Raw genomic sequence first — 22950 nt, forward strand, 5'->3', positions numbered from 1 at the left:
AACCAATTACTTTTCTTGCTTGGTTGCTTTCCAGCGTTTGTAATGCGGATATAACACAAACAGCGCTAATAAACTCCAAATAATTCTATATGTCCAAATATTAATGTCGTACCCTAATAAATTAGCAGAAGTCAGATCACCAAAAAAACTAAAAACGACACTAAACACCGCTAAAAGTCCCATGAGTATTGAAATATTTTTATTCATTGATTTTTAATACTTTAATTAAATTTAACCGTAAAATAAGGCCATAAAAGCCCTAATTTGCTTAAATATAGCAAAGGTTTTAGTAAAACGGATAAAATTTAAGATTTTATCTTTTCAAGTATAAGAATTATATTCGCTTTTATGAATACCAAGCTGCAAACACCTATAGATTACTTAAAAGGGGTTGGACCAAATCGTGCAGATTTACTCCGTAAAGAACTTGGTATTTTTACTTATCAAGATCTTATCAACCTATTCCCTAATCGTTATTTAGACCGTACGCAATACTATAAAATCTCGCAATTACAACGCAATAATGCCGACGTACAAATACTAGGCCGACTAGTAGGTTTTAAAGAAGTAACCCAAGGCAAAAAAAAACGTCTTGTAGGTACTTTTAAAGACGATACTGGAGCCATGGAGCTGGTCTGGTTTAGAGGTTATAAATGGATAAAAGAAAGCGTAAAATTAAATACCGATTATGTTATTTTTGGAAAAACCAATTGGTTTAATGGCGTTTTTAATATGCCACATCCAGAAATGGAATTGCTTTCCGAACACGAAAAAAACTTGCGCTCGGCCATGCAACCTGTTTACCCATCGACCGAAAAGCTAAGCAACAAAGGGATAACGAATAGGGTGATGAGCAAAATTATGCAGCAACTTTTTTTAGAAACGCAAGGTAAGTTTGAAGAAACACTTTCGGAACCGCTTTTAAAAGAATTAAAATTACTCTCTAAGGCCGAAGCTCTGTTTAACGTACATTTTCCTAAAAACCAAGAATTATTGGCTCGCGCGCAATTCAGATTAAAATTTGAAGAATTGTTTTATATTCAGTTACAATTAATTCTTAAAAATTTAATCCATAAATCTAAAATCAAAGGATTCACTTTCGATAAGGTCGGCACGCACTTTAACACTTTTTTTAAGCACCATTTACCTTTTAATTTAACAGGAGCACAAAAACGTGTTATAAAAGAAATTCGAGCCGATTTAGGTAGCAACGCCCAAATGAACCGACTTCTGCAAGGCGATGTAGGTTCTGGAAAAACCATTGTCGCCTTAATGTCTATGCTTATAGCTTTAGACAATGGATTTCAAGCCTGTTTAATGGCCCCTACCGAAATTTTAGCCATTCAACATTACAATGGACTTACAGAACTGTGCACAGACTTAAACATTACTATAAAATTACTAACGGGCTCTACCACAACTTCCGAACGGAAAGACATTCATAATACTTTAGAAGATGGCAGCTTACACATTTTAGTGGGCACACATGCTTTACTAGAAGATAAAGTGAAATTTAAAAATCTAGGGCTAGCAATTATAGACGAACAACATCGTTTTGGCGTGGCACAACGCAGTAAGTTATGGCACAAAAACACATCGCCACCACATATTTTGGTCATGACGGCAACTCCAATACCACGTACCTTAGCGATGTCGGTTTATGGCGATTTAGACATTTCAATTATAGACGAATTACCACCAGGACGACAACCCATAAAAACGGTACATCGTTATGATACCAACAGACTAAAAGTTTTAAAATTCATAAAAGATGAAATAGATAAAGGCAGACAAATTTACATTGTTTATCCGCTAATTCAGGAGAGCGAAAATATGGATTATAAAGATTTAATGGATGGTTACGAAAGTATTGCCAGAGATTTTCCTGCTCCCAAATATCAAATTTCTATCGTACACGGACAGATGAAGCCTGCCGATAAAGATTACGAAATGCAGCGTTTTATTAGCGGCGAAACCCAAATTATGGTGGCTACCACAGTTATAGAAGTTGGCGTAAATGTACCCAACGCCTCGGTAATGATTATAGAAAGTGCCGAACGCTTTGGCTTATCGCAACTTCACCAATTACGTGGGCGGGTTGGGCGCGGTGCCGAACAAAGTTACTGTATTTTAATGACCAGCCATAAACTAAGTAACGACAGTAAAACCAGATTAGAAACCATGGTAAAAACCAGCGATGGTTTTGAAATTGCTGAAGTCGATTTAAAATTACGTGGCCCTGGCGATATTATGGGCACGCAGCAAAGTGGTGTGTTAAACTTAAAAATAGCAGACATCATAAAGGATAACGATATTCTTAAATTAGCCCGCTATCATGCCATGACCATTTTAAAAACCGATCCGCGTTTAATACAACCCGAACATCGCGTGATTTTAAATACTTACCAACAACTGAGTAAATACAAAAACATCTGGAATTATATTAGTTAATTTTTTTCTGCCAGTAATTCCGAGATAAAACTTTCAAATTCGCGTTTGTACTCTGTATACATTTCACCTGTTGCAGGGCCGTTAAAACCAGTGTGTATTTTTCTTACGTTTCCACTCGCATCTATATAAATGGCTGTGGGGTAAGACAACACATGGTTTAACATTGGTAATTTTTCTTGCGCAGTCTTTTTACTTGTAGATCCTGTTTGCGCTAATAAAATAGGATACGGAATTCCCAAACGTTCCTTTAATCGGCTAATACTTTTAAACGCTTGCTCATCGGTCTTTGCATACTCAAAAGCTAAACCTACAAAAGCGAGATTTTGGTTTGGATGCGTCTTTAAATACTCTACAAAATATTTAGTTTCATCTAAACAGTTTGGGCACCATGTTCCCATTAACTGCACGATTACCACTTTGTTTTTAAACTGTTCGTCGTTTAGCGAAATTATGTTTCCATGTTCGTCGGGGAAGGCAAAACTCAATTTATCATAACCTGGCTTCAAAAACGTTAGCGTATCGGCATCAGCCAATTGAAACGTTTCATTTCGTTTTGCGACAAAAGGTTCTTTAAAGTGATTTCCAGAATAAAACATCCCAGATAGTGTGCTATCTGTAACTTCTGCAGTAAACAAATACGCATGTGCACCATCAAAAGTCGATAATTTTAGTGTAGAGCCGTCTACAATCCCTTCTAAAAATCTATAATCGCCCGTAGTCGTTCTAAACGTACCTGTAACCTTTTGGCCTTGCTGAGTAAAAATGCCTTTGGCCTTAGAAGCCTTATCGGTATCTGGACTAAAGGTGGTTTCCCACTGCCCCGTAACATTAAAAGCGTCCACCGTCTTAGCTTCAAATCGGTCGGCATTGCCATATTTAGCCTTAAAAGGCACCACCCTATCAAGTTGTGGTTTAATATAGTGCCCCAATAAAGTAGAATCGCTTTCAATTTTTGCTTTTATATAACCTTCAAAAACTGGCGTTTGTATAATGACACTATCATTTTTATAAAATACCTCATCTACAGCTATTACTTCATCTGCATTAAAAATACTTAAAACCGAATCGTTTTTAACTTCAAAAATAAATGGTAAAAATAGGCTATCTTGCACGGCAAGTGTTGCTCGCCACTGCCCTTTCTGTAATGTTTTTGTAGTGTTTTTTGAACAGCTAAATACCATAAATAAGCTACACAACAATAAAATATAACGCATAAAAATGTTTTTATTAATATTCGAAGAAACATTAATTTCCTTACAATAAAAAGCAATTTACAATTTTATAGACGTTGAAGTATTATTATCTTTGCGCCTCTAAGAAAACAAGCTTTATATGAAGATTTCATACAACTGGTTAAAACAATTTATTAAAACCGACTGGACTGCAGAAGAAACAGGAGAACTTTTAACCGACCTTGGTTTAGAAGTGGAAGGTATTGATGCCTATCAATCGGTTAAAGGCGGATTAGAAGGTATAGTTGTTGGCGAAGTATTAACATGCGAGCAACACCCCAATGCAGACAGATTAAGAGTAACTACTGTAAACGTAGGACAAGATGTACCTTTACAAATTGTTTGCGGTGCACCTAATGTTGCTGCAGGGCAAAAAGTACCTGTTGCTACAATAGGAACAACTTTATACTCGCCAGAAGGTGAAGCTTGGACTATTAAAAAAGGAAAAATTAGAGGCGAAGAAAGTTTCGGAATGATTTGCGCCGAAGACGAGCTTGGCTTAGGGCAATCGCACGATGGTATTATGGTACTCGATAGCGCGCTTACTCCTGGCACCCCTGTTGCAGATATTTTTGAGGTTGAAAACGATCTTGTATTCGAAATTGGCCTAACACCTAACCGCGCCGATGCCATGAGCCACTTTGGTACCGCACGTGACTTAAAAGCTGGGTTGCTTCAGAAAGAAATCCATACAGAGCTTATTACCCCTTCGGTAAGTTCTTTTCATGTAAACAACAGAACCTTACGCGTAGATGTTGATGTGAAAAACAAAGAACTTTCGCCAAGATATTGCGGTGTTAGTATTGCCAATGTTCGCGTAGCCGAATCGCCTAAATGGTTACAAAACCGTCTTAAAGCCATTGGTTTAACACCAAAAAACAATATTGTAGATGCTACAAACTACGTATTGCACGAACTTGGACAACCCCTTCATGCTTTCGATTTTAATAAAATTTCAGGACAAAAGGTTGTTGTAAAAACCGTAGAAGCGGGAACAAAATTTACCACCTTAGATGGTATAGAACGCGAATTACACGAAGATGATTTAATGATCTGCGATGCCGATAAACCCATGTGTATTGCTGGAGTTTTAGGCGGAGAACATTCTGGTGTTACTGCAAATACCACCAACATATTTTTAGAAAGTGCCTATTTTAACCCTGTAAGCATTCGTAAAACAGCTAAGCGTCATGGTATTAATACCGATGCTTCGTTTAGATTTGAACGCGGTATCGATCCAAACCTAACCGAATACGCTTTAAAACGTGCCGCTCTACTTATAATTGAACTTGCAGGAGGAGAAATTGCGAGCGAAATTGAAGATGCGTATCCAAATAAAATTGAAGATTTCCAGGTACGTTTAAGCTTTGAAAACGCCAAACGTCTTATAGGAGAAGATATTCCTAAAGACACCATTAAACGCATTTTAATGTCTTTAGATATTAAAATAAACAACGTTACCGAAACCGGACTTGGACTTACCATTCCTGCATACCGTAACGATGTACAACGCGAAGCCGATGTTATTGAAGAGATTTTACGTGTTTACGGTTACAACAATGTAAAAACAACCGAAAAATTAAATGCCTCGATCTCTAATTCGTCACGCTTTGAAGACCATAAATTGCAAAACATCATTGGAAATCAATTAGCAGCGCAAGGATTTTTCGAAATCATGGCAAACTCGCTTACAACACCTAATTACATAAGCCTAAGCGAACAATTGTTAGATGAGCATAACATTACGATGTTAAATCCGCTGAGCAGCGATTTATCGGTTTTAAGACAATCGTTGTTGTTTTCTGGTTTAGAAGCCATATCGCATAACATAAACAGAAAACGACCAAACTTAAAGTTTTTCGAATTTGGTAAAACGTATCATCAATATCAAGATGAAAAGGCCGAACCTAAACATTTATCGCTTTTTGTAACAGGAAATAAAACCCAAGAAACTTGGAACTTGAGTTCCGCTAAAGGCGACTTCTTTTATTTAAAAGGTATTATAAACACCCTTTTAGAGCGTCTGGGTTTATCAAGACATAACACAACTCCTGTAAGCAACGATGTATTTAGCGAAGGCTTAGAGTTAAGTTTAGGTAAAACCAAATTGGTAGAATTCGGTCTAATTTCCCATAAAATACTTAAGCATTTTGATATTAATCAAGAAGTCCTTTTTGCAGATTTTAATTGGGATGCCATAATAGATATGGCAAAACACAATAAAACTAAATTTACAGAAATAGCGAAACACCCAGAAGTACGTCGCGATTTCGCTTTATTATTAGACGAGCAAGTAACTTTTGAAAGCATTTTCAAATTAGCCAAACAAACCGAAAAACAACTATTAAAAGATGTGAATTTGTTTGATGTTTACCAAGGTAAAAACTTACCTTCTGGCAAGAAAAGTTATGCTGTTAGTTTCATACTACAAGACGAGCAAAAAACGCTTACAGATAAGCAAATCGATAAGATTATGAGCAAATTACAAACGACTTTCGAAACTAAATTAGGTGCCGAATTAAGATAGTAAATGCGACATACACAAAACAAAATAGCCTGCAAATTTGCAGGCTATTTGTTTTTAAAAAATTAAAGAACAAAAATTAAATTACTTTTACATTTATTGCGTTTAATCCTTTTTTACCTTCTTTTAATTCAAACTCTACCGAGTCTTTTTCTGCAATTCTGTCAATTAAGCCAGACACGTGTACAAAATACTCTGTGTTTGAACCCTCTTCGATTATAAATCCAAATCCTTTAGATTCATTGAAGAATTTTACTGTTCCGTTTTTCACTGTTATAAAATAATGTTAATAATTATAACAAATTTAATATTATTAAGCACTTATCAAAGGAATATCGATTGTTTATTTTAAGAACTTAACGATTCTTAATTTACAGTTAATACGCCATTAAAAAACAAAAAAACCTATCGTTTTATTGATAGGTTTTGAAATTTTAAAAAAGTATATCGTAAAAAAAGTACTAGATTACTTTTACATTTACTGCGTTTAATCCTTTTTTGCCTTCTTTCAAATCGAATTCTACTACATCACCTTCACGAATTTCATCGATTAATCCAGAAATGTGTACAAAATGTTCTTTGTTTGTGTCGTCTTCAATAATGAATCCAAATCCTTTAGAATCGTTAAAGAATTTTACTGTTCCTTTGTTCATTGTAAAATATTAAATAATTATAGTACAAATGTAAGCTTATAAATGAAATATCTACTGCTTTTCTGTTTTTATTTTTATTTTCAATAAATACTGCTTTTTTTTGAATGATTAATTTTTTTAGATTTTTTTTATTGAAAATTTTGTATTTTTAGTCTATTCGCAACACATCGTAAACGCTCTTAACAATTTATGATGATAGAAAATTACATTTAACTTAAAGATGAATACCATGGAAGATTCTGATTACATAAAAATATATACGGGTTCCTTTATTATTACGCAACGTATTGTAGACCAATTAGAGGCTGTAGGTATTAATGCAATAGTGAAAGACGAAAGCGAATCGGCTAGATTGGCTGGTTTTGGAGCTTCTATTCAAGGCGAACAGGAAGTGTTTGTAACCAAAGAAGAAGAAGCCGCTGCACAAGATATTATTAACGCGCTACTTTCTGAATTTAACGCATAAAAAAAGCCCTGAAGCATTTTGGTCAGGGCTGTAAATTTATTTTCTAAGCGTCTTCGTACATTTTTTTGCGCTGTTCCTTTAGTTTAGAATCCTGCATGTATTCGTCGAACGTCGTATACTTATCAATAATACCACTTGGTGTTAACTCAATAACTCGATTTGCTACAGTTTGGGCAAACTCATGATCGTGAGTAGAAAACAAAACAGTACCTTTAAAATTCTTTAACGAATTATTAAAAGCCGTTATACTTTCAAGATCCAAATGGTTTGTTGGCTCGTCTAACATTAAAACATTTGCTCTTACCATCATCATACGACTTAGCATACAACGCACTTTTTCTCCTCCAGACAACACATTCGATTTTTTTAAGGCTTCCTCGCCACTAAAAATCATTTTTCCTAAAAAGCCTCTAATATACACCTCTTCGCGTTCTTCTTCGGTTGTTGCCCATTGGCGTAACCAATCTACCAAAGTTAAATCGTTTTGAAAAAATTCGCTATTATCTAATGGTAAATACGATTGAGTCGTGGTAACACCCCAAGAAAACTTACCTGCATCTGGTTGTTCTTTACCATTTAAAATTTGATAAAATGCCGTTGAAGCTCTAGAGTCTTTAGAGTACACAACTACCTTATCGCCTTTATTTAAGTTTAAATTAATATTTTTAAATAACACCTCGCCATCTATAGAAGCGGCCAAGTTTTCAATATTTAATATTTGATCTCCTGCTTCTCTATCGCGCTCAAAAATAATAGCTGGGTAACGACGACTTGTAGGTCTTATTTCATCGATATTTAATTTATCGATCATTTTCTTTCTACTGGTAGCCTGTTTACTTTTAGCAACGTTAGCTGAAAAACGACGAATAAATTCTTCTAACTCCTTCTTTTTCTCTTCTGCTTTTTTGTTTTGTTGCGAACGTTGGCGTGCTGCTAATTGAGACGATTCGTACCAGAAAGTATAGTTACCAGAGAAATGATTTATTTTTCCAAAATCGATATCCGATATATGCGTACACACCGCATCTAAAAAGTGACGGTCGTGCGATACAACAATTACACAATTGTCGTAATTTGCTATAAAATTTTCTAGCCACGAAATGGTTTCATAATCCAAGTCGTTAGTAGGCTCATCCATAATTAAAACATCTGGATTACCAAACAAGGCTTGCGCTAATAATACGCGTACCTTTTGTTTACCGTCCAAATCTTTCATCTGTGCATAATGCAAATCTTCGGTAATGTCTAAATTAGAAAGTAACGCCGCTGCATCGCTATCAGCATTCCAACCATTCATTTCTTCAAATTGCACCTGAAGTTCACCTATTTTCTCTGCATTTTCATCAGAATAATCGGCATATAATGCATCAATTTCAGTTTTAATTTTAAATAATGGTTTGTTACCCATTATAACAGTTTCAAGAACCGTATGCTCGTCGTACAAGTTATGGTTCTGCTCTAAAACAGACATGCGTTTACCGGCTTCTAGATGCACGCGTCCGGAGGTTGGCTCTTGCTTACCTGCTAAAATTTTAAGAAAAGTAGATTTTCCTGCACCATTTGCGCCTATAATTCCGTAGCAATTTCCTTGCGTAAATACCGTATTAACTTCATCGAAAAGTATACGTTTACCAAATTGTACAGAAAGATTTGAAACTGATAACATAGCTCTTGTTTTAATTTGCTGCAAAAGTAGAAAATTCCGTTAATTACACGAAACAAATAAAGTCTTATTAATATTTAACAGGTAATTAACATCCCAAATAAAGCGCTTAGGCTATTTTTGTTTGCAACACACTTAATTTATTGTTAGAAAGCACATTTATGTTTATGAAACAATTTTACCTCTGTCTGCTTCTTATGGCTTGTTTTTGGGGTTGTAAAAAGGATGCTAAAATTGATTTAGGCGATAACGGATATTTAGGCGGAGAAATAATAAACCCTAATACTAGATTTGTTACTATTTCTAAAGACCACACACTTTTAGATACTATACTGCTAGACCAGAACAACCGATTTCTTTATAAAATTACACCTGTAAAACCTGGGTTATACACGTTTTCCCATGGCGGAGAAATACAAATGGTATTTTTAGAGCCCAACGACAGTATAATGTTCAGGCTAAACACCATAGATTTTGATGAGTCGCTGGTATATACTGGTATTGGTGCAAAAGAAAATAATTATCTAATTAATATGTTTATTGAGAATGAACATATTAATCATAATATTTTAAAATTCAGCCAAGCTTCACCTGAAGTTTTTCAAAAGAAATTAGATTCCATACGAACTGAGCAGAGCGAAAAATTTTCTGCATTTAATTCTAAATACACAACTTCTGCCCTCTTTAAAAAAATAGCCCTAGCCAATATCGACTACAATTATTATGCGCTAAAAGAGTTATACCCATTTACTTTTTATGGCAATAGCGAACTTAAAAATTTAGAATCACTTCCGAAAAACTTTTACGACTACCGAGCAAAAATAAACTACAACGACGATGCCCTAAAAGATTATTTTCCATATTACATGTTTTTAAGATATCATTTTAACAACATCGCGTTACAAAAACATTTTAAACATTCTAACGACAGTATTTTTAATCCTAAATCTTTAGATTACAATTTAGACAAATTAGAATTGGTAGACAGTTTAGTTAGCAACGACTCTATAAAAAATTATTGGTTAAACTATTATGCATTACGATACATAAACTCGACTAATAATCTTACAGACTGCGACACGTACCTTAATTCGTTTTTAGACAAAAGTTCTTCAAAAACCAATAACACTTATTTAACTAATTTGATTGCGTCTTTAAAAAAACTAAGACCAGGCAGCGAGTTACCAAATACAATTGTAACTAATAAGGACAATGAAGAACTACACATTCACGATTTTATAAAACACCCTACGGTTATTTATTTCTGGTCATTTAACATGAAGAACCATTTTACCGAAAGCCATAAAAAGGTACAGGAATTAATGCAAAAATACCCCGAAATTGATTTTATTGCCATGAATATTGACAAAGACGACAAACAATGGTTAAGTTTTTTAAAGCAATATAAATATGGGCTTGACAATGAGTTTCACTTTAAAAACCCCGAAATTTCACGCCAAGCTATGGCTTTAAATTCAATACACCGCGTCATGTTAATCACAAAAAACAAAACAATTGTTAACAGTAATAGTAATATGTTTTCTAAAACTTTTGAAGAAGAATTACTAGGTCTGATTAATCAATAACTAAAAACATACCAATAAAAAAGGCTTCCCGATAGGAAGCCTTTTTTGCTTTTATAAAGTAAACAACTACTGTATTTTACTTATTTAAATACATTCTGCGTCTAGAGTATAAGTTGTAAAACTCATCATCTTTTAAGTCATCTATAAACAAGATACTTTCTCCTGTACTTTTCATTTCTGGTCCTAACTTTTTATTCACATTAGGGAATTTATTGAAAGAGAACACAGGCTGCTTAATAGCGTATCCGTTTAATCTTGGTTTAAAATCGAAGTCTGTTACCTTCTTGTCGCCCAACATAACTTTTGTAGCATAATTTACGTATGGCTCGCCATAAGCTTTAGCTATAAATGGTACGGTACGCGATGCTCTTGGGTTGGCTTCGATAATATAAACCACATCGTCTTTTACAGCAAACTGGATGTTGATTAAGCCTACCGTATTTAAGGCTAAGGCAATTTTTTTGGTGTGGTCTTTTATTTGTTGCATCACTAAATCGCCTAAATTGAAAGGAGGAAGTAAAGCATTACTATCGCCAGAATGGATTCCACATGGCTCAATATGCTCCATAATACCTATAATATATACATTCTCTCCATCGCAGATTGCATCTGCTTCGGCTTCTATAGCGCCATCTAAATAGTGATCTAAGAGTAATTTATTATTCGGAATAGAACGTAGCAAATCTACTACATGCTCTTCTAATTCATCTTCGTTAATTACAATTTTCATTCCTTGACCTCCTAATACATAAGACGGACGCACAAGGATTGGAAAATCTAATTTTTTAGCCACTTCCAAAGCCTGTTCTGCTGTTTCGGCAGTATCGAACTCAGGGTAAGGAATGTTGTTATCTTTTAATAATTTAGAGAAACTTCCGCGGTCTTCGGCTAAATCTAACGCTTCAAAACTAGTTCCGATAATTTTAATTCCGTATTTATCTAATTTTTCAGCTAATTTCAATGCGGTTTGTCCGCCTAGCTGAACAATTACACCTTCTGGTTTTTCGTGACGGATAATGTCGTAGATATGCTCCCAGAATACTGGCTCAAAATATAATTTATCTGCAGTATCAAAATCGGTAGAAACAGTTTCTGGATTACAGTTGATCATGATGGTTTCGTAACCCGCTTCAGCAGCTGCTAAAACCCCATGCACACAACAGTAATCAAACTCTATACCTTGCCCGATTCGGTTCGGTCCAGATCCTAAAACAATTACTTTTTTCTTATCGCTTACCACACTTTCGTTATCGGTAAAACGCTTACCATCGGCTGTTTGTACGTCACTTTCGAAAGTAGAGTAATAATAAGGCGTCATGGCCTTAAATTCTGCCGCACAAGTATCTACTAATTTATAAACACGATTGATATTTAATTCATCACGTTTATTATATACCTGGCTTTCTAAACAACCTAACATATGCGCAATCTGACGGTCGCCATAGCCTTTTTGTTTTGCTTCCAGTAATAGATCTTTTTCGATAGTATCTATAGTGAATGTAGAAATTTCTTTTTCTAAGTGATATAGTTCTTCATACTGACGTAAGAACCACATATCGATTTTAGTAATTTCATGAATACGACTTAAAGGTATTCCCATTTGAATGGCATCGTATATTACAAACACACGGTCCCAACTGGCATTGGTTAATTTTTCGATTACCTGATCGTAATTTTTATACCCTTTACCATCGGCACCTAAACCGTTACGTTTTATCTCTAAAGACTGTGTAGCTTTGTGAAGTGCTTCCTGAAACGAACGCCCAATACCCATAACTTCCCCTACAGATTTCATTTGAAGTCCTAAAGTTCTGTCTGAGCCTTCAAATTTATCGAAGTTCCATCGTGGAATTTTTACAATTACATAATCTAGTGTAGGCTCGAATAATGCTGAAGTAGATTTTGTAATCTGGTTATCTAATTCATCTAAATTATAACCTATAGCTAATTTCGCAGCAATTTTTGCAATAGGATACCCTGTTGCTTTACTCGCCAATGCCGATGAACGCGATACACGTGGGTTAATTTCGATAGCAATAATATCTTCATTTTCATCTGGGCTTACAGCAAACTGCACGTTACAACCTCCTGCAAAATCCCCAATACTACGCATCATAAGGATAGCCATATCACGCATTTTCTGGTACGTTCTATCGCTTAATGTCATAGCTGGTGCTACTGTAATAGAGTCTCCTGTATGAATACCCATAGGGTCCATATTTTCTATAGAACAAATGATAACAACATTATCGTTAGCATCTCTTAACAGCTCTAACTCGTACTCTTTCCAGCCCATCATGGCTTTATCAATCATCACCTCATGAATAGGAGATACTTCTAAACCACGAGTTAATAATTCATCGTAATCTTTTTCTTCATATACAATAGCTGCCCCTGCGCCTCCTAAAGTAAACGATGAACGTATACATAATGGAAAACCAAATTCTTGAGCTATTTTTTTACCTTCTAAATATGAGGTAGCAGTAGCTTGCGGAGCCATCTTAACCCCAATTTTCTCCATTAATTCACGGAATTGCTCTCTATCTTCTGTAATATTGATGGCATCGATATCTACCCCAATAATATCTACATTAAAATCGTTCCAAATCCCTTTTTCATCGGCTTCAATACAAAGGTTCAATGCGGTTTGCCCTCCCATTGTAGGTAAAACGGCATCAATCTGTGGATGCTCTTTAAGCACCTGAATAATAGATTTTGTAGTTAAAGGCAACAAATACACATGATCTGCCATAGATGGATCGGTCATGATAGTTGCTGGATTTGAATTGATAAGGATAGTCTCTATACCGTCTTCACGAAGCGATCTTAAGGCTTGTGTTCCTGAATAGTCGAATTCGCAGGCCTGACCAATTACAATTGGACCAGAACCAATAATAAGTATAGATTTTAGTTTTGGATTTTTTGGCATTGTATTATATTAAGATATTGCAAAAGTAATTATAAACGAGATATAAAAAAAGGCGTTACCATTAAGTAACACCTTTAATATATAAAACACTTGATTGTCATTATTTTTTATGTCTTGATTCTGAAGATACAGACAGTTTCTTTCTTCCTTTTGCACGTCTACGTGCAAGGACTTTTCTACCATTGGCAGAAGCCATTCTTTCTCTAAAACCGTGCTTGTTTCTTCTCTTTCTCTTTGATGGTTGAAACGTTCTTTTACTCATTGTCTTGTATCTTTAAAAATCTTCAATATTTTAACTAAACTAATGTTTTGATGTCTCACCAAAACTGCGTGCAAATATACAAAGACTTTTTTGTTTAACAAACCTTATTTTAAAAATATTTTTTTCAATAAAATTTTAGTTTCTTTGCATACAAATAAAAACCGTTTAAATGTGCCGCCTTTTTGTTAACATATTCGTTATCAATTTAATATTTATACCAGCGCTTACCGCCCAAAATCTATTGCAATATCGCTTAAAAATTGGAGACAGCATAACCATAAACCAACAAGCAACCCAAGATATAGCTCAAGACGAAGCCGGAAAACCGCATAACATTCAAAACATTTTAGAGGAAAACTATACGTTTAGGGTGATGGCTAAAACTGACAGCACATATATTTTAAACTTTAAATTTAACAGTTTCAAACTAAAAACAACATCTAATAAATTTGGTGTTTTAGCTGATATTGATACCAACAAAGCACTCGTTGTAGAAGATACCGAAGGCCGTGTATTTTCTGGCTTAACTGCAGCTGTGTTAGAAATTGAGATGGCTAAATCTGGAAAAATATTACGGGTATCTGGAACCGAAAACATGATAAACAGCATGATATCGCAAGCTGGTATTGAAGACGAATTCACTAAACAACTCATGATCGAGTCTATGAAATCGGATTTTGGCAGTACCTCTTTATCTAACAGTTTCGAGCAACTAACACATATTTACCCTGAAAACCCTAACCCCTCAACTACAAGTTGGACCAACACGTTTACTGGCGATTTTAATACCGTTAATACTTGGGCCATAGACAAAATTACCGATGCTATCTTTTTAAACGCCAAGTGCACTTTAAGCATGAATATTCAAGACGAACACACAAATTTATTACTTAACGGTACACAGCAAATTAAAGTTATTGCCAATAAAGTAAATGGATTTATTATAGAAATGACCGTTACAGCTAAGGCACAATCGGCAAAAGATTTAAATAATCCAGAACGACAACCCACAATTATAAATTCTAAAACAACATATAAAATTCAATAAAACATGTTCAATAAAAACATAAAACTAGTAATCGCAGGCTTAATTATTGCATACGCTGTATATCAATTTATAGAAGGCAATATAGGAAATGGCATCATGTTAATTCTTTTATCATCTATTTTCATTTTCCTATATTTTAAAAATGAATTTATTTTATTGGCCTTTTTAAAACTACGTAAGCAAGATTTTGATGGTGCGAAACAATGGCTGAATAAAATTAAAAATCCAGAAAGCGCCTTAGTAACTAAACAGCAAGGGTACTACAATTATTTACACGGCATTATGGTATCGCAAAGCAACATGAACGAATCTGAAAAATACTTAAAAAAAGCCATCGCGCTTGGTTTAAGTATGGATCACGATTTGGCTATGGCTAAATTGAGTTTGGCTGGAATTGCATTTTCTAAACGTAGAAAACAAGAAGCAACAAAACTGTTATCGGAAGCGCAAAAACTAGATAAACAAGGCATGCTTACAGATCAAATTAAAATGATGAAAGAAAATATGAAACGTGCCCAAATGCCAAATCAGCATTTTGGAGGTCACAGACAGCCTCGTGGCGGCAGACGCTAATAGTTTAAAGTAAAACAAAAAGCTGTCTAGAAAACTTAACACTACGTCATTCTGTGCTTGACACAGAATCTCATCTTATTAAAAATCAATAATTAATAATGAGAATCTGAAATAAATCCAGATTGACGAAAAATTAACTTTCTAGACAGTTTTTTTTATACCTAATCTTCTTTAGAATATACCCACTTATAAATCAAAATTCCTATTCTAGATATTACAAATGTAAATGTTCCAAAAAGAGTGGTTAAAAAAGACACCTTTAAACCACCTGCCAACATTCCAGACGATACAGAACTCATGCTTTCAATAGCATCAAAAGCAGATACCATACCTATTACCGACCCAAAAAAACCCAATACTAGACCTAGCAAACTTGCATCGCTCACTAAGCCAATCATTTTTTTAGAAAATGCTTTATTTTTATTTGCCTGATAAAATCCGCTTAGCAAAAAGAATAAAGAAAGTAATAAACAAATTAAAATTAAAGACATAAATAGGACACCGCCCTCCATAAACCTATTGGCTATTTGAGTAAAAAATCCTTGTTGCTCGATAAGTAAAACATACATAGTTAAAAATATTATTGTTAGTAGACTTCAAAACTACCTACACAATTACTTCAATTATTTTTATTGCGACCAATAACCAATTTAATACTTTAATTAACCACATTGTTAAATCGCTTGTTAAATCTGTTATTCGTCTATAAAAGAAAACTCCTGCTTAAAAATATAGTAATATTGTATAGTTTACAATCATGATTACAAGCCGTTTTATCTTTAAGCAATTAGGTCGATTAGTGTTACACCTTATTTTTTGGTGTGGTGTACTATTGTTTTACACCTACTTTTTCGGAGCTGGAAGTGACGACATGAGTTATGTACTTTCGTTTTCAGCCTTTTTAATGCCAATTACCATTGCTACAACCTACGTGTGTATTTACAAGCTTATACCTGAGTATTTAATGCAAAAAAAATACATCCGTTTTGCACTTTACAGCTTATATACCTTTATTATATCGGCTTATCTTATTATACTTTCTATTTTTTATGGCCTAATATATTTATCGCATTTCGAATACAGGAACATGGCTCCTGATAGTCAGAATTTATTATTTGTAATGATTGGCGTTTACTTAATTACAATAGTAGTAAGCACTTTTAAACTTTTAAAATTAAACCTGAAACAAATAGAAAAAACCAGCAAGCTAGAAAATAAGATTTTAGACACCCAATTAAAACTAAAAGAGCAAGAGCTTCAATATTTAAAAATGCAGATTCATCCGCACTTTTTATTTAACACCTTAAACACCATGTACGGCTTTGCCTTAAAAAAAGCCAACGAAACACCCGAAATGATATTGAAACTATCTAACTTATTAGATTATCTTCTGTACCAAATAGACAAACCTTTTGTTTTATTAACAGACGAAATTAATCATATTAACGATTATCTAGCTTTAGAGTCGCTACGTTTCAACAACACCTTAAATCTACAATTTAACACCCAAAACATTAACGATAACACCACAATAGCACCTATGCTTTTTTTGCCTTTTATTGAAAACAGCTTTAAACACGGTGTTATTAAAAATGGCAGGTTAACTATTAAAATTGAGATGCATTGTAACGCAAATTTAATTTCATTTCACATTGAAAACACAAGCTCCAACGACAACGAATCCGAGCCAGGTATTGGCTTAGAAAACATAAAAAAGAGATTGGATTTACTTTACAAAAACAACTACAATTTATCTATTTCGAACACAAACGGATTATTTATAGTACATTTAAATTTAAACACCCAAACATTGTATGCAAACCAATAAAAATATAGGATGCTTAATTGTAGACGATGAGTTAATAGCGCGAGAAGTTATAGCCACTCACCTATCTAAAATTAACAACATTTCGATTATTGCTAGTTGCAGCAATGCCATGGAAGCTTTTAACCATATAAGCAACACCAATATAGATCTGGTGTTTTTAGACATTAATATGCCTGGAATATCTGGCATATCGTTTGCAAAATCAATCAATAAAAACATTAAAATAATTTTTACTACAGCCTATCGAGATTATGCTGTAGAAGGCTTTGAATTACAAGCTGTAGACTATTTATTAAAGCCTATTGCTTTTGAACGTTTACTTAAAGCTGTAAATAATTATTTTGAAGTTTACACCAACTCACAACAAAGCAATGTAGCATCCAGCCCAATTTCAGATTTTATGTTTGTGCGCTCGGACAGAAAAATGATTAAAATAGATTTTGAAGATATCATTTATATAGAAAGTTACAGCGATTACCTTAAAATTAAGCTCGGTAATAATAATGTTATTGTAACCCGAGAAACCATTAGTTCTATTGAAGCAAAATTACCCAAAAAACATTTTTTACGCATTCATAGATCTTATATCATTTCCATAAAACACATTCGCTCGTTCACCAACGAACATGTTACTATTTTTAACCAATCTTTACCAATAAGTCGCAGCTATAAGAAAGAAGTGCTTCGAGAGCTCGAGCAATATTAATCGGTAGCAATAAAAAAGCGAATTAGTAACCTAATTCGCTTTTTTATTTTCACAAAACAACATGTACATTATACATGTAATGCTCTGTTATCTGTTGCTGCAAGTGCAGCTTCTTTAATTGCTTCTGTAAAAGTTGGATGCGCATGAGACATTCTAGAAATATCTTCGGCACTTGCTCTATACTCCATAGCCACAACAGCCTCTGCAATCATATCTGCAGCACGTGCTCCTACCATATGTACACCTAAAATCTCATCGGTTTCTTTATCTGCCAATACCTTTACAAAACCGTCTAAATCCATACTTGCTCTACTTCTTCCTAAAGCGCGCATAGGAAATTGACCTGATTTATACGCAATACCAGCCTCTTTTAATTGCTCCTCAGACTGCCCTACTGCAGCAACTTCTGGCCAAGTATACACAACTCCTGGAATTAAATTATAGTCGATATGTGGTTTTTGTCCAGCTAAAGTTTCAGCAACAAATACGCCTTCTTCTTCGGCTTTGTGTGCTAACATAGCCCCTTTTACAACATCGCCAATAGCATATATGTTTGAAGCACTAGTTTGTAAATGGTCGTTAACCTCAATTTGTCCGCGTTCATTAACTTTTACTCCTGCTGCTTCGGCATTTAAACCGTCTGTATATGGACGACGACCAACAGATACCAAACAATAATCGCCTTTAAACTCTACTTCTTCTCCTTTTTTATTATCTGCTTTAACAATAACCTCATCGCCTACGCGCTCTACAGATTTTACTTTATGAGAGGTATTAATGCTAAATTTTTGCTTTTTCAAGACCTTATTAAGTTCTTTAGACAAACCACCATCCATAGTTGGAATAATGCGATCCATAAATTCAACCACAGACACTTCAGCACCAAGACGTTTGTATACTTGGCCTAATTCTAAACCAATAACACCACCACCAATTACAATTAAATGCTTAGGAACTTCAGTTAACTTTAAAGCTTCTGTAGAGGTAATAACACGCTCTTTATCTATGTTAATAAACGGCAAATTAGAGGGCTTACTTCCTGTTGCTATAATGGTGTGTTTTGCCTCTATTTCGGTAGTTTCTTCTCCTGTAATAGTAATATGCGTTGCATCTTTAAAGGCTCCTAAACCTTGGTACACATCGATATTATTTTTTTTCATTAAAAAATCGATACCTCCAGTGGTTTGATCGACTACAGATTGCTTTCTAGCAATCATTTTTTCTAAATTCACTTTTACTTCACCAGGAATTTCAATTCCATGATCTTCGAAATGCTTAACAGCATCTTCGTAATGATGCGATGAGTCTAACAAGGCTTTACTAGGAATACAACCTACATTTAAACAAGTTCCACCTAGTGTTGAATATTTTTCTATAATTGCAGTTTTCATACCTAGTTGTGCACAACGAATTGCTGCTACATATCCTCCAGGTCCTGAACCGATAACGGCTACATCGTATGAATTCATAAGACTATTTTTGATTCTTTTTTTAAAATGGTTCACAAAAGTACAAATTTACACGGGTTTACTTCATCAACATTGATGATTTTTTAGGACTTTTTTTAAGAATCTGTTAAAAACAAATCTGCTCCTAAACAGGTATAACGGTACTGTGTTTCACCTCGTTAATTACAAACATACTATGGGTGCTGCCTATATGACTGATGTTTGTTAATTTATTGACCATAAATTCTCGAAATGCGCGCATATCTTTCACCAATACCTTTAATAAATAATCGTAATCGCCACTAATATGGTAACACTCCATAACTTCGTTAAGTTTTGCCACTTCACGCTCAAACTTCACCACGAATTCCTGGCTGTGCTTTTCTAGTTTAATATGGCAATACGCTACAAACTCCTTCTGAATTTTATCTTTATTTACCAAAGCCACATAATGCGAAAGTACCCCCTGATTTTCTAATTTTTTTATACGTTCATAAACCGCCGTAACAGATAAATTTAACTGCCTAGCTAAAGCTTTATTTGTCTGTTTACTATTAGTTTGCAATAATTGGATAAGTTGTTTATCGATAGCATCAAAAACCATAACTGAATATTTTTCTAAACTTTAGATGAGTTTGTAAAGTTTAACAAAAATAAATCTATACACAAATAATTTAATAGATTAGAAATCTAATTATATAAACTTAGATTGATTATTAATCTATTAATAATCATTTTTGAATAAATAAATTTTCACAACTATGTCTTTTAAACCCGCTAATAACATTCAAGATTTACAATATTTTGGTGAATTTGGAGGTGTAAATCCTTCCATTTCAGATTCATCTACATACACCTTTTTATCGGCAAAAACCATGTTCGACACCTTTGAAGGCAATGCCGATGGCTGCTATTTATATTCACGGCACTCCTCGCCTTCTAACCTATATCTAGGCGAAGCTTTAGCTGCCATGGAAGGCACAGAAACGGCCAACGTAACCGCTTCGGGCATGGGAGCGATAACTCCTGTATTATTACAACTTTGTGGTGCTGGCGATCATATTGTATCTAGCAGAACGATTTATGGAGGCACCTATGCTTTTCTTAAAAATTTCACCCCTCGGTTTAACATTGCCACAAGTTTTGTAGACATTACCAAATTAGAAGCTGTTGAAGCTGCTATTACCGAGCATACTAAAATTATTTTTTGTGAAACTGTTAGTAATCCGCTTTTAGAAATTGCTGACATAAACAATCTGTCTAAACTAGCCAAAAAACACAACATTCAATTGGTTGTAGACAATACGTTTTCGCCATTAAGTGTATCGCCAGCTAAGTTGGGAGCAGATATTGTTATCCACAGTTTAACCAAATTTATCAATGGAAGTAGCGATACCGTTGGCGGTGTGGTTTGCGGTTCGCAAGCATTAATAGACCAACTGCGTAATGTTAACGATGGGGCTGCCATGCTATTAGGCGCGACTATGGATAGCTTTAGATCGGCTTCTATACTAAAAAACTTACGCACTTTACACATTCGGATGCAACAGCACAGCAAAAACGCCCTTTTCTTAGCGCAAAAGTTTGAAGCTGATGGATTAAAAACCGTGTATCCTGGATTGCCTTCACATCCTTCCCATCAATTATTTAAATCGATGATGAATACTCAATATGGTTTTGGCGGCATGCTTACAATAGATGTAGGTGCTTTAAACAAAGCCAACATGCTTATGGAACTCATGCAACATAAAAATCTAGGCTACTTAGCGGTTAGCTTAGGGTTTTACAAAACCTTATTTAGCGCACCAGGAAGTTCTACATCTTCGGAAATTCCAGAAGATGAACAAAAAGAAATGGGGTTATCAGACGGACTCATTAGATTTTCGATTGGGTTAGATGCTGATATAGAACGCACCTATAATATGATGCGGGAATGTATGGTTAGCCTCAATATTCTATAATTACAATTATCTTTAAAACGCCTTAGAACTACTAAGGCGTTTTTTGTTTTAACCGATAAGACCTCTCATTTGCACAAAAGCATCTAAAATCGTAACATTACACATCAATTAAAACTCCTAAACAGACTTCATGGAAAGCCAAGACATAAAACCACAATCGCCAAAAGACGAACCTATTGTAGAAAACAGAGAATTAAGCATTTGGGAAGCTTTAATACCCGTGTTCGCTCTGGTTATAATGCTATTCTACAATGTAAAATTTGCTTTTGGAGATGATGCTCTAAGCGGTAGCAATCAGTTTATCTTATTGCTTGGTGCAGCTGTGGCAGCCATAGTTGGTTTTTTTAACAAGGTGTCTTACGATCAAATGTTAGAAGAAGTAGCCGTAAATATTAAATCTACTTCTGGCGCCTTATTAATACTCCTTTTTGTGGGATCTCTAGCTGGTACGTGGCTCATTAGCGGCATTATTCCTTCCATGATATATTATGGTTTACAAATTTTAAATCCGACTATTTTTCTGCCTGCCTGTGTGGTTATTTGCGCCATAATTTCTATTGCAACAGGCAGTAGCTGGACAACTTCGGCAACTGTTGGTATTGCCCTTGTTGGTATTGGTAACGCGTTGGGCATTAATCCAGGTATGACGGCTGGAGCAGTGATTTCAGGAGCCTATTTTGGAGATAAAATGTCGCCATTAAGCGACACCACAAACCTAGCTCCCGCTATGGCCGGAGGCGAGTTATTCTCGCATATCAAATACATGACCTACACCACCGTACCGACTTTAATAGTTACGCTGGTGCTTTTCATAATCATTAGTCTTTCTTTAGATATTCATGGTACTACAGACACATCTGCTATGCTACAAGCTATAGATAGCGCATTCAACATTTCGCCTTGGTTATTTTTAGTACCGGTACTCGTAATTTTTATGATTGTTAAAAAAACGCCTCCGTTACCAGCTTTATTAGTTGGAACGCTACTTGGGGGGATTTTCGCATTAATATTTCAGCCAGAAATTGTTAAACAAATTACTGGGGCTACAGAACTCAATTTTTTATCGGGTTACAAAGGCATCATGACGGCAATGACAGTAGATACCTCTGTAGAAACCACAAGTGCAGAACTTAACGATTTGTTCTCGTCGGGCGGAATGGCTGGTATGCTGGGCACTATATGGCTTATAGTTTGCGCCATGGTTTTTGGAGGTATTATGGATGCAATTGGCGCACTATCCAGAATTAGTAAAGCTGTTCTTAATTTATTCGATTCGGTTTTTGGTTTATTTGCCAGTACCGTAATAAGCTGTATCGGACTAAATGCAATTGCTAGCGACCAATATTTAGCCATTGTTATTCCTGGTAGGATGTACAAAAAGGCATTCGAAGACAAAAACCTAGCTCCAGAAAATTTAAGCCGTACACTCGAAGATTCTGGTACCGTAACATCGGTATTAGTGCCTTGGAATACTTGTGGCGCTTACCAAAGCAGTGTGCTTGGGGTAGACACTTGGTCTTATGCTGGCTATGCATTCTTCAACTATTTAAGTCCGTTTACCACCTTATTATTTGCAGCTTTCAGGATTAAAATCAAACAACTTACTGATAAATAGAACTA

20 protein-coding genes are annotated in these 22950 nt (G+C 34.9%); 10 read left to right on the forward strand and 10 right to left on the reverse strand.

Annotated features, from left to right (window positions below; translation table 11 throughout):
• Positions 1-6: 6 nt before the first annotated feature.
• Positions 7-207, reverse strand: coding sequence for a hypothetical protein (locus ACR9EA_RS11745; protein ID WP_435133186.1), 201 nt, complete (start codon positions 205-207; stop codon positions 7-9).
• Between the two features lie 141 nt (positions 208-348).
• Between ACR9EA_RS11745 and recG the strand changes: the two genes are divergently transcribed.
• Positions 349-2451 carry an ATP-dependent DNA helicase RecG gene (recG, locus tag ACR9EA_RS11750; RefSeq protein WP_435133189.1) on the forward strand — a complete coding sequence of 701 codons (2103 nt, stop codon included), beginning with the start codon at positions 349-351 and terminating at the stop codon, positions 2449-2451.
• Here recG and ACR9EA_RS11755 read toward each other — a convergent pair.
• The gene (locus ACR9EA_RS11755; RefSeq protein WP_435133192.1) at positions 2448-3665 is read right to left on the reverse strand and encodes a peroxiredoxin family protein; all 1218 of its coding nucleotides are present in this window, start codon (positions 3663-3665) and stop codon (positions 2448-2450) included. The genes recG and ACR9EA_RS11755 overlap by 4 nt on opposite strands.
• Before the next feature lie 118 nt (positions 3666-3783).
• Here ACR9EA_RS11755 and pheT point away from each other — a divergent pair, with 118 nt between their 5' ends.
• Complete coding sequence (gene pheT, locus ACR9EA_RS11760) at positions 3784-6210, forward strand: phenylalanine--tRNA ligase subunit beta (protein WP_435133193.1); 2427 nt, start codon at positions 3784-3786, stop codon at positions 6208-6210.
• 76 nt (positions 6211-6286) lie between these two features.
• Here pheT and ACR9EA_RS11765 read toward each other — a convergent pair whose 3' ends face one another.
• Positions 6287-6478 (reverse strand): cold-shock protein, encoded by a 192-nt coding sequence (locus ACR9EA_RS11765; protein ID WP_435133195.1) that lies wholly within the window; start codon positions 6476-6478, stop codon positions 6287-6289.
• Positions 6479-6668: 190 nt separating this feature from the next.
• Positions 6669-6860: a cold-shock protein gene (locus tag ACR9EA_RS11770; RefSeq protein ID WP_435133197.1), complete on the reverse strand. Its 192-nt coding sequence runs from the start codon at positions 6858-6860 to the stop codon at positions 6669-6671.
• A gap of 229 nt (positions 6861-7089) precedes the next feature.
• On the opposite strand from ACR9EA_RS11770, the gene ACR9EA_RS11775 reads away from it, so the two are divergent.
• Positions 7090-7326, forward strand: coding sequence for a DUF2007 domain-containing protein (locus tag ACR9EA_RS11775; RefSeq protein WP_435133200.1), 237 nt, complete (start codon positions 7090-7092; stop codon positions 7324-7326).
• Between the two features lie 43 nt (positions 7327-7369).
• Here ACR9EA_RS11775 and ACR9EA_RS11780 read toward each other — a convergent pair whose 3' ends face one another.
• Positions 7370-8992, reverse strand: a complete 1623-nt coding sequence (locus ACR9EA_RS11780; protein ID WP_435133202.1) for an ABC-F family ATP-binding cassette domain-containing protein — start codon at positions 8990-8992, stop codon at positions 7370-7372.
• A gap of 164 nt (positions 8993-9156) precedes the next feature.
• On the opposite strand from ACR9EA_RS11780, the gene ACR9EA_RS11785 reads away from it, so the two are divergent.
• Positions 9157-10575, forward strand: a complete 1419-nt coding sequence (locus ACR9EA_RS11785; protein WP_435133205.1) for a TlpA family protein disulfide reductase — start codon at positions 9157-9159, stop codon at positions 10573-10575.
• A gap of 76 nt (positions 10576-10651) precedes the next feature.
• On the opposite strand, the gene carB is transcribed toward ACR9EA_RS11785, so the two are convergent.
• Positions 10652-13504, reverse strand: a complete 2853-nt coding sequence (gene carB, locus ACR9EA_RS11790; protein ID WP_435133208.1) for a carbamoyl-phosphate synthase large subunit — start codon at positions 13502-13504, stop codon at positions 10652-10654.
• A 100-nt stretch (positions 13505-13604) separates the two neighbouring features.
• On the reverse strand, positions 13605-13766 hold the full coding sequence (rpmH, locus tag ACR9EA_RS11795; protein ID WP_038527912.1) for a 50S ribosomal protein L34: 162 nt from the start codon (positions 13764-13766) through the stop codon (positions 13605-13607).
• A gap of 169 nt (positions 13767-13935) precedes the next feature.
• Between rpmH and ACR9EA_RS11800 the strand changes: the two genes are divergently transcribed.
• Positions 13936-14814 (forward strand): DUF6263 family protein, encoded by an 879-nt coding sequence (locus tag ACR9EA_RS11800; RefSeq protein ID WP_435133211.1) that lies wholly within the window; start codon positions 13936-13938, stop codon positions 14812-14814.
• A 3-nt stretch (positions 14815-14817) separates the two neighbouring features.
• Complete coding sequence (locus ACR9EA_RS11805; RefSeq protein WP_435133214.1) at positions 14818-15387, forward strand: DUF2892 domain-containing protein; 570 nt, start codon at positions 14818-14820, stop codon at positions 15385-15387.
• A gap of 161 nt (positions 15388-15548) precedes the next feature.
• On the opposite strand, the gene ACR9EA_RS11810 is transcribed toward ACR9EA_RS11805, so the two are convergent.
• On the reverse strand, positions 15549-15956 hold the full coding sequence (locus tag ACR9EA_RS11810; RefSeq protein WP_435133216.1) for a MotA/TolQ/ExbB proton channel family protein: 408 nt from the start codon (positions 15954-15956) through the stop codon (positions 15549-15551).
• A 188-nt stretch (positions 15957-16144) separates the two neighbouring features.
• On the opposite strand from ACR9EA_RS11810, the gene ACR9EA_RS11815 reads away from it, so the two are divergent.
• The gene (locus tag ACR9EA_RS11815) at positions 16145-17215 is read left to right on the forward strand and encodes a sensor histidine kinase (RefSeq protein WP_435133218.1); all 1071 of its coding nucleotides are present in this window, start codon (positions 16145-16147) and stop codon (positions 17213-17215) included.
• Positions 17202-17921 carry a LytR/AlgR family response regulator transcription factor gene (locus ACR9EA_RS11820; RefSeq protein WP_435133221.1) on the forward strand — a complete coding sequence of 240 codons (720 nt, stop codon included), beginning with the start codon at positions 17202-17204 and terminating at the stop codon, positions 17919-17921. The genes ACR9EA_RS11815 and ACR9EA_RS11820 overlap by 14 nt, the downstream gene beginning before the upstream one ends.
• A 68-nt stretch (positions 17922-17989) precedes the next feature.
• Here the strand turns inward: ACR9EA_RS11820 and lpdA are convergent, their stop codons facing one another.
• Positions 17990-19390 carry a dihydrolipoyl dehydrogenase gene (gene lpdA / locus ACR9EA_RS11825; protein WP_435133224.1) on the reverse strand — a complete coding sequence of 467 codons (1401 nt, stop codon included), beginning with the start codon at positions 19388-19390 and terminating at the stop codon, positions 17990-17992.
• Between the two features lie 124 nt (positions 19391-19514).
• The gene (locus tag ACR9EA_RS11830; RefSeq protein WP_435133225.1) at positions 19515-19973 is read right to left on the reverse strand and encodes an Lrp/AsnC family transcriptional regulator; all 459 of its coding nucleotides are present in this window, start codon (positions 19971-19973) and stop codon (positions 19515-19517) included.
• Positions 19974-20130: 157 nt separating this feature from the next.
• On the opposite strand from ACR9EA_RS11830, the gene ACR9EA_RS11835 reads away from it, so the two are divergent.
• Entirely contained in the window at positions 20131-21330 is a 1200-nt protein-coding gene (locus ACR9EA_RS11835) for an aminotransferase class I/II-fold pyridoxal phosphate-dependent enzyme (RefSeq protein ID WP_435133227.1), read from the forward strand.
• 130 nt (positions 21331-21460) lie between these two features.
• Positions 21461-22945, forward strand: coding sequence for a Na+/H+ antiporter NhaC (nhaC, locus tag ACR9EA_RS11840; protein ID WP_435133230.1), 1485 nt, complete (start codon positions 21461-21463; stop codon positions 22943-22945).
• Positions 22946-22950: the final 5 nt, after the last annotated feature.

This window comes from Formosa sp. A9 (genome assembly GCF_051200825.1).
In the GTDB taxonomy this organism is placed as follows: Bacteria; Bacteroidota; Bacteroidia; order Flavobacteriales; family Flavobacteriaceae; genus Formosa.

Coding starts and splice junctions, on each gene's coding strand:
- ACR9EA_RS11745 (WP_435133186.1), bottom strand. CDS start 207: ATGAATAAAAATATTTCAATACTCATGGGACTTTTAGCGGTGTTTAGT.
- recG (WP_435133189.1), top strand. CDS start 349: ATGAATACCAAGCTGCAAACACCTATAGATTACTTAAAAGGGGTTGGA.
- ACR9EA_RS11755 (WP_435133192.1), bottom strand. CDS start 3,665: ATGCGTTATATTTTATTGTTGTGTAGCTTATTTATGGTATTTAGCTGT.
- pheT (WP_435133193.1), top strand. CDS start 3,784: ATGAAGATTTCATACAACTGGTTAAAACAATTTATTAAAACCGACTGG.
- ACR9EA_RS11770 (WP_435133197.1), bottom strand. CDS start 6,860: ATGAACAAAGGAACAGTAAAATTCTTTAACGATTCTAAAGGATTTGGA.
- ACR9EA_RS11775 (WP_435133200.1), top strand. CDS start 7,090: ATGGAAGATTCTGATTACATAAAAATATATACGGGTTCCTTTATTATT.
- ACR9EA_RS11780 (WP_435133202.1), bottom strand. CDS start 8,992: ATGTTATCAGTTTCAAATCTTTCTGTACAATTTGGTAAACGTATACTT.
- ACR9EA_RS11785 (WP_435133205.1), top strand. CDS start 9,157: ATGAAACAATTTTACCTCTGTCTGCTTCTTATGGCTTGTTTTTGGGGT.
- carB (WP_435133208.1), bottom strand. CDS start 13,504: ATGCCAAAAAATCCAAAACTAAAATCTATACTTATTATTGGTTCTGGT.
- rpmH (WP_038527912.1), bottom strand. CDS start 13,766: ATGAGTAAAAGAACGTTTCAACCATCAAAGAGAAAGAGAAGAAACAAG.
- ACR9EA_RS11800 (WP_435133211.1), top strand. CDS start 13,936: ATGTGCCGCCTTTTTGTTAACATATTCGTTATCAATTTAATATTTATA.
- ACR9EA_RS11805 (WP_435133214.1), top strand. CDS start 14,818: ATGTTCAATAAAAACATAAAACTAGTAATCGCAGGCTTAATTATTGCA.
- ACR9EA_RS11810 (WP_435133216.1), bottom strand. CDS start 15,956: ATGTATGTTTTACTTATCGAGCAACAAGGATTTTTTACTCAAATAGCC.
- ACR9EA_RS11815 (WP_435133218.1), top strand. CDS start 16,145: ATGATTACAAGCCGTTTTATCTTTAAGCAATTAGGTCGATTAGTGTTA.
- ACR9EA_RS11820 (WP_435133221.1), top strand. CDS start 17,202: ATGCAAACCAATAAAAATATAGGATGCTTAATTGTAGACGATGAGTTA.
- lpdA (WP_435133224.1), bottom strand. CDS start 19,390: ATGAATTCATACGATGTAGCCGTTATCGGTTCAGGACCTGGAGGATAT.
- ACR9EA_RS11830 (WP_435133225.1), bottom strand. CDS start 19,973: ATGGTTTTTGATGCTATCGATAAACAACTTATCCAATTATTGCAAACT.
- ACR9EA_RS11835 (WP_435133227.1), top strand. CDS start 20,131: ATGTCTTTTAAACCCGCTAATAACATTCAAGATTTACAATATTTTGGT.
- nhaC (WP_435133230.1), top strand. CDS start 21,461: ATGGAAAGCCAAGACATAAAACCACAATCGCCAAAAGACGAACCTATT.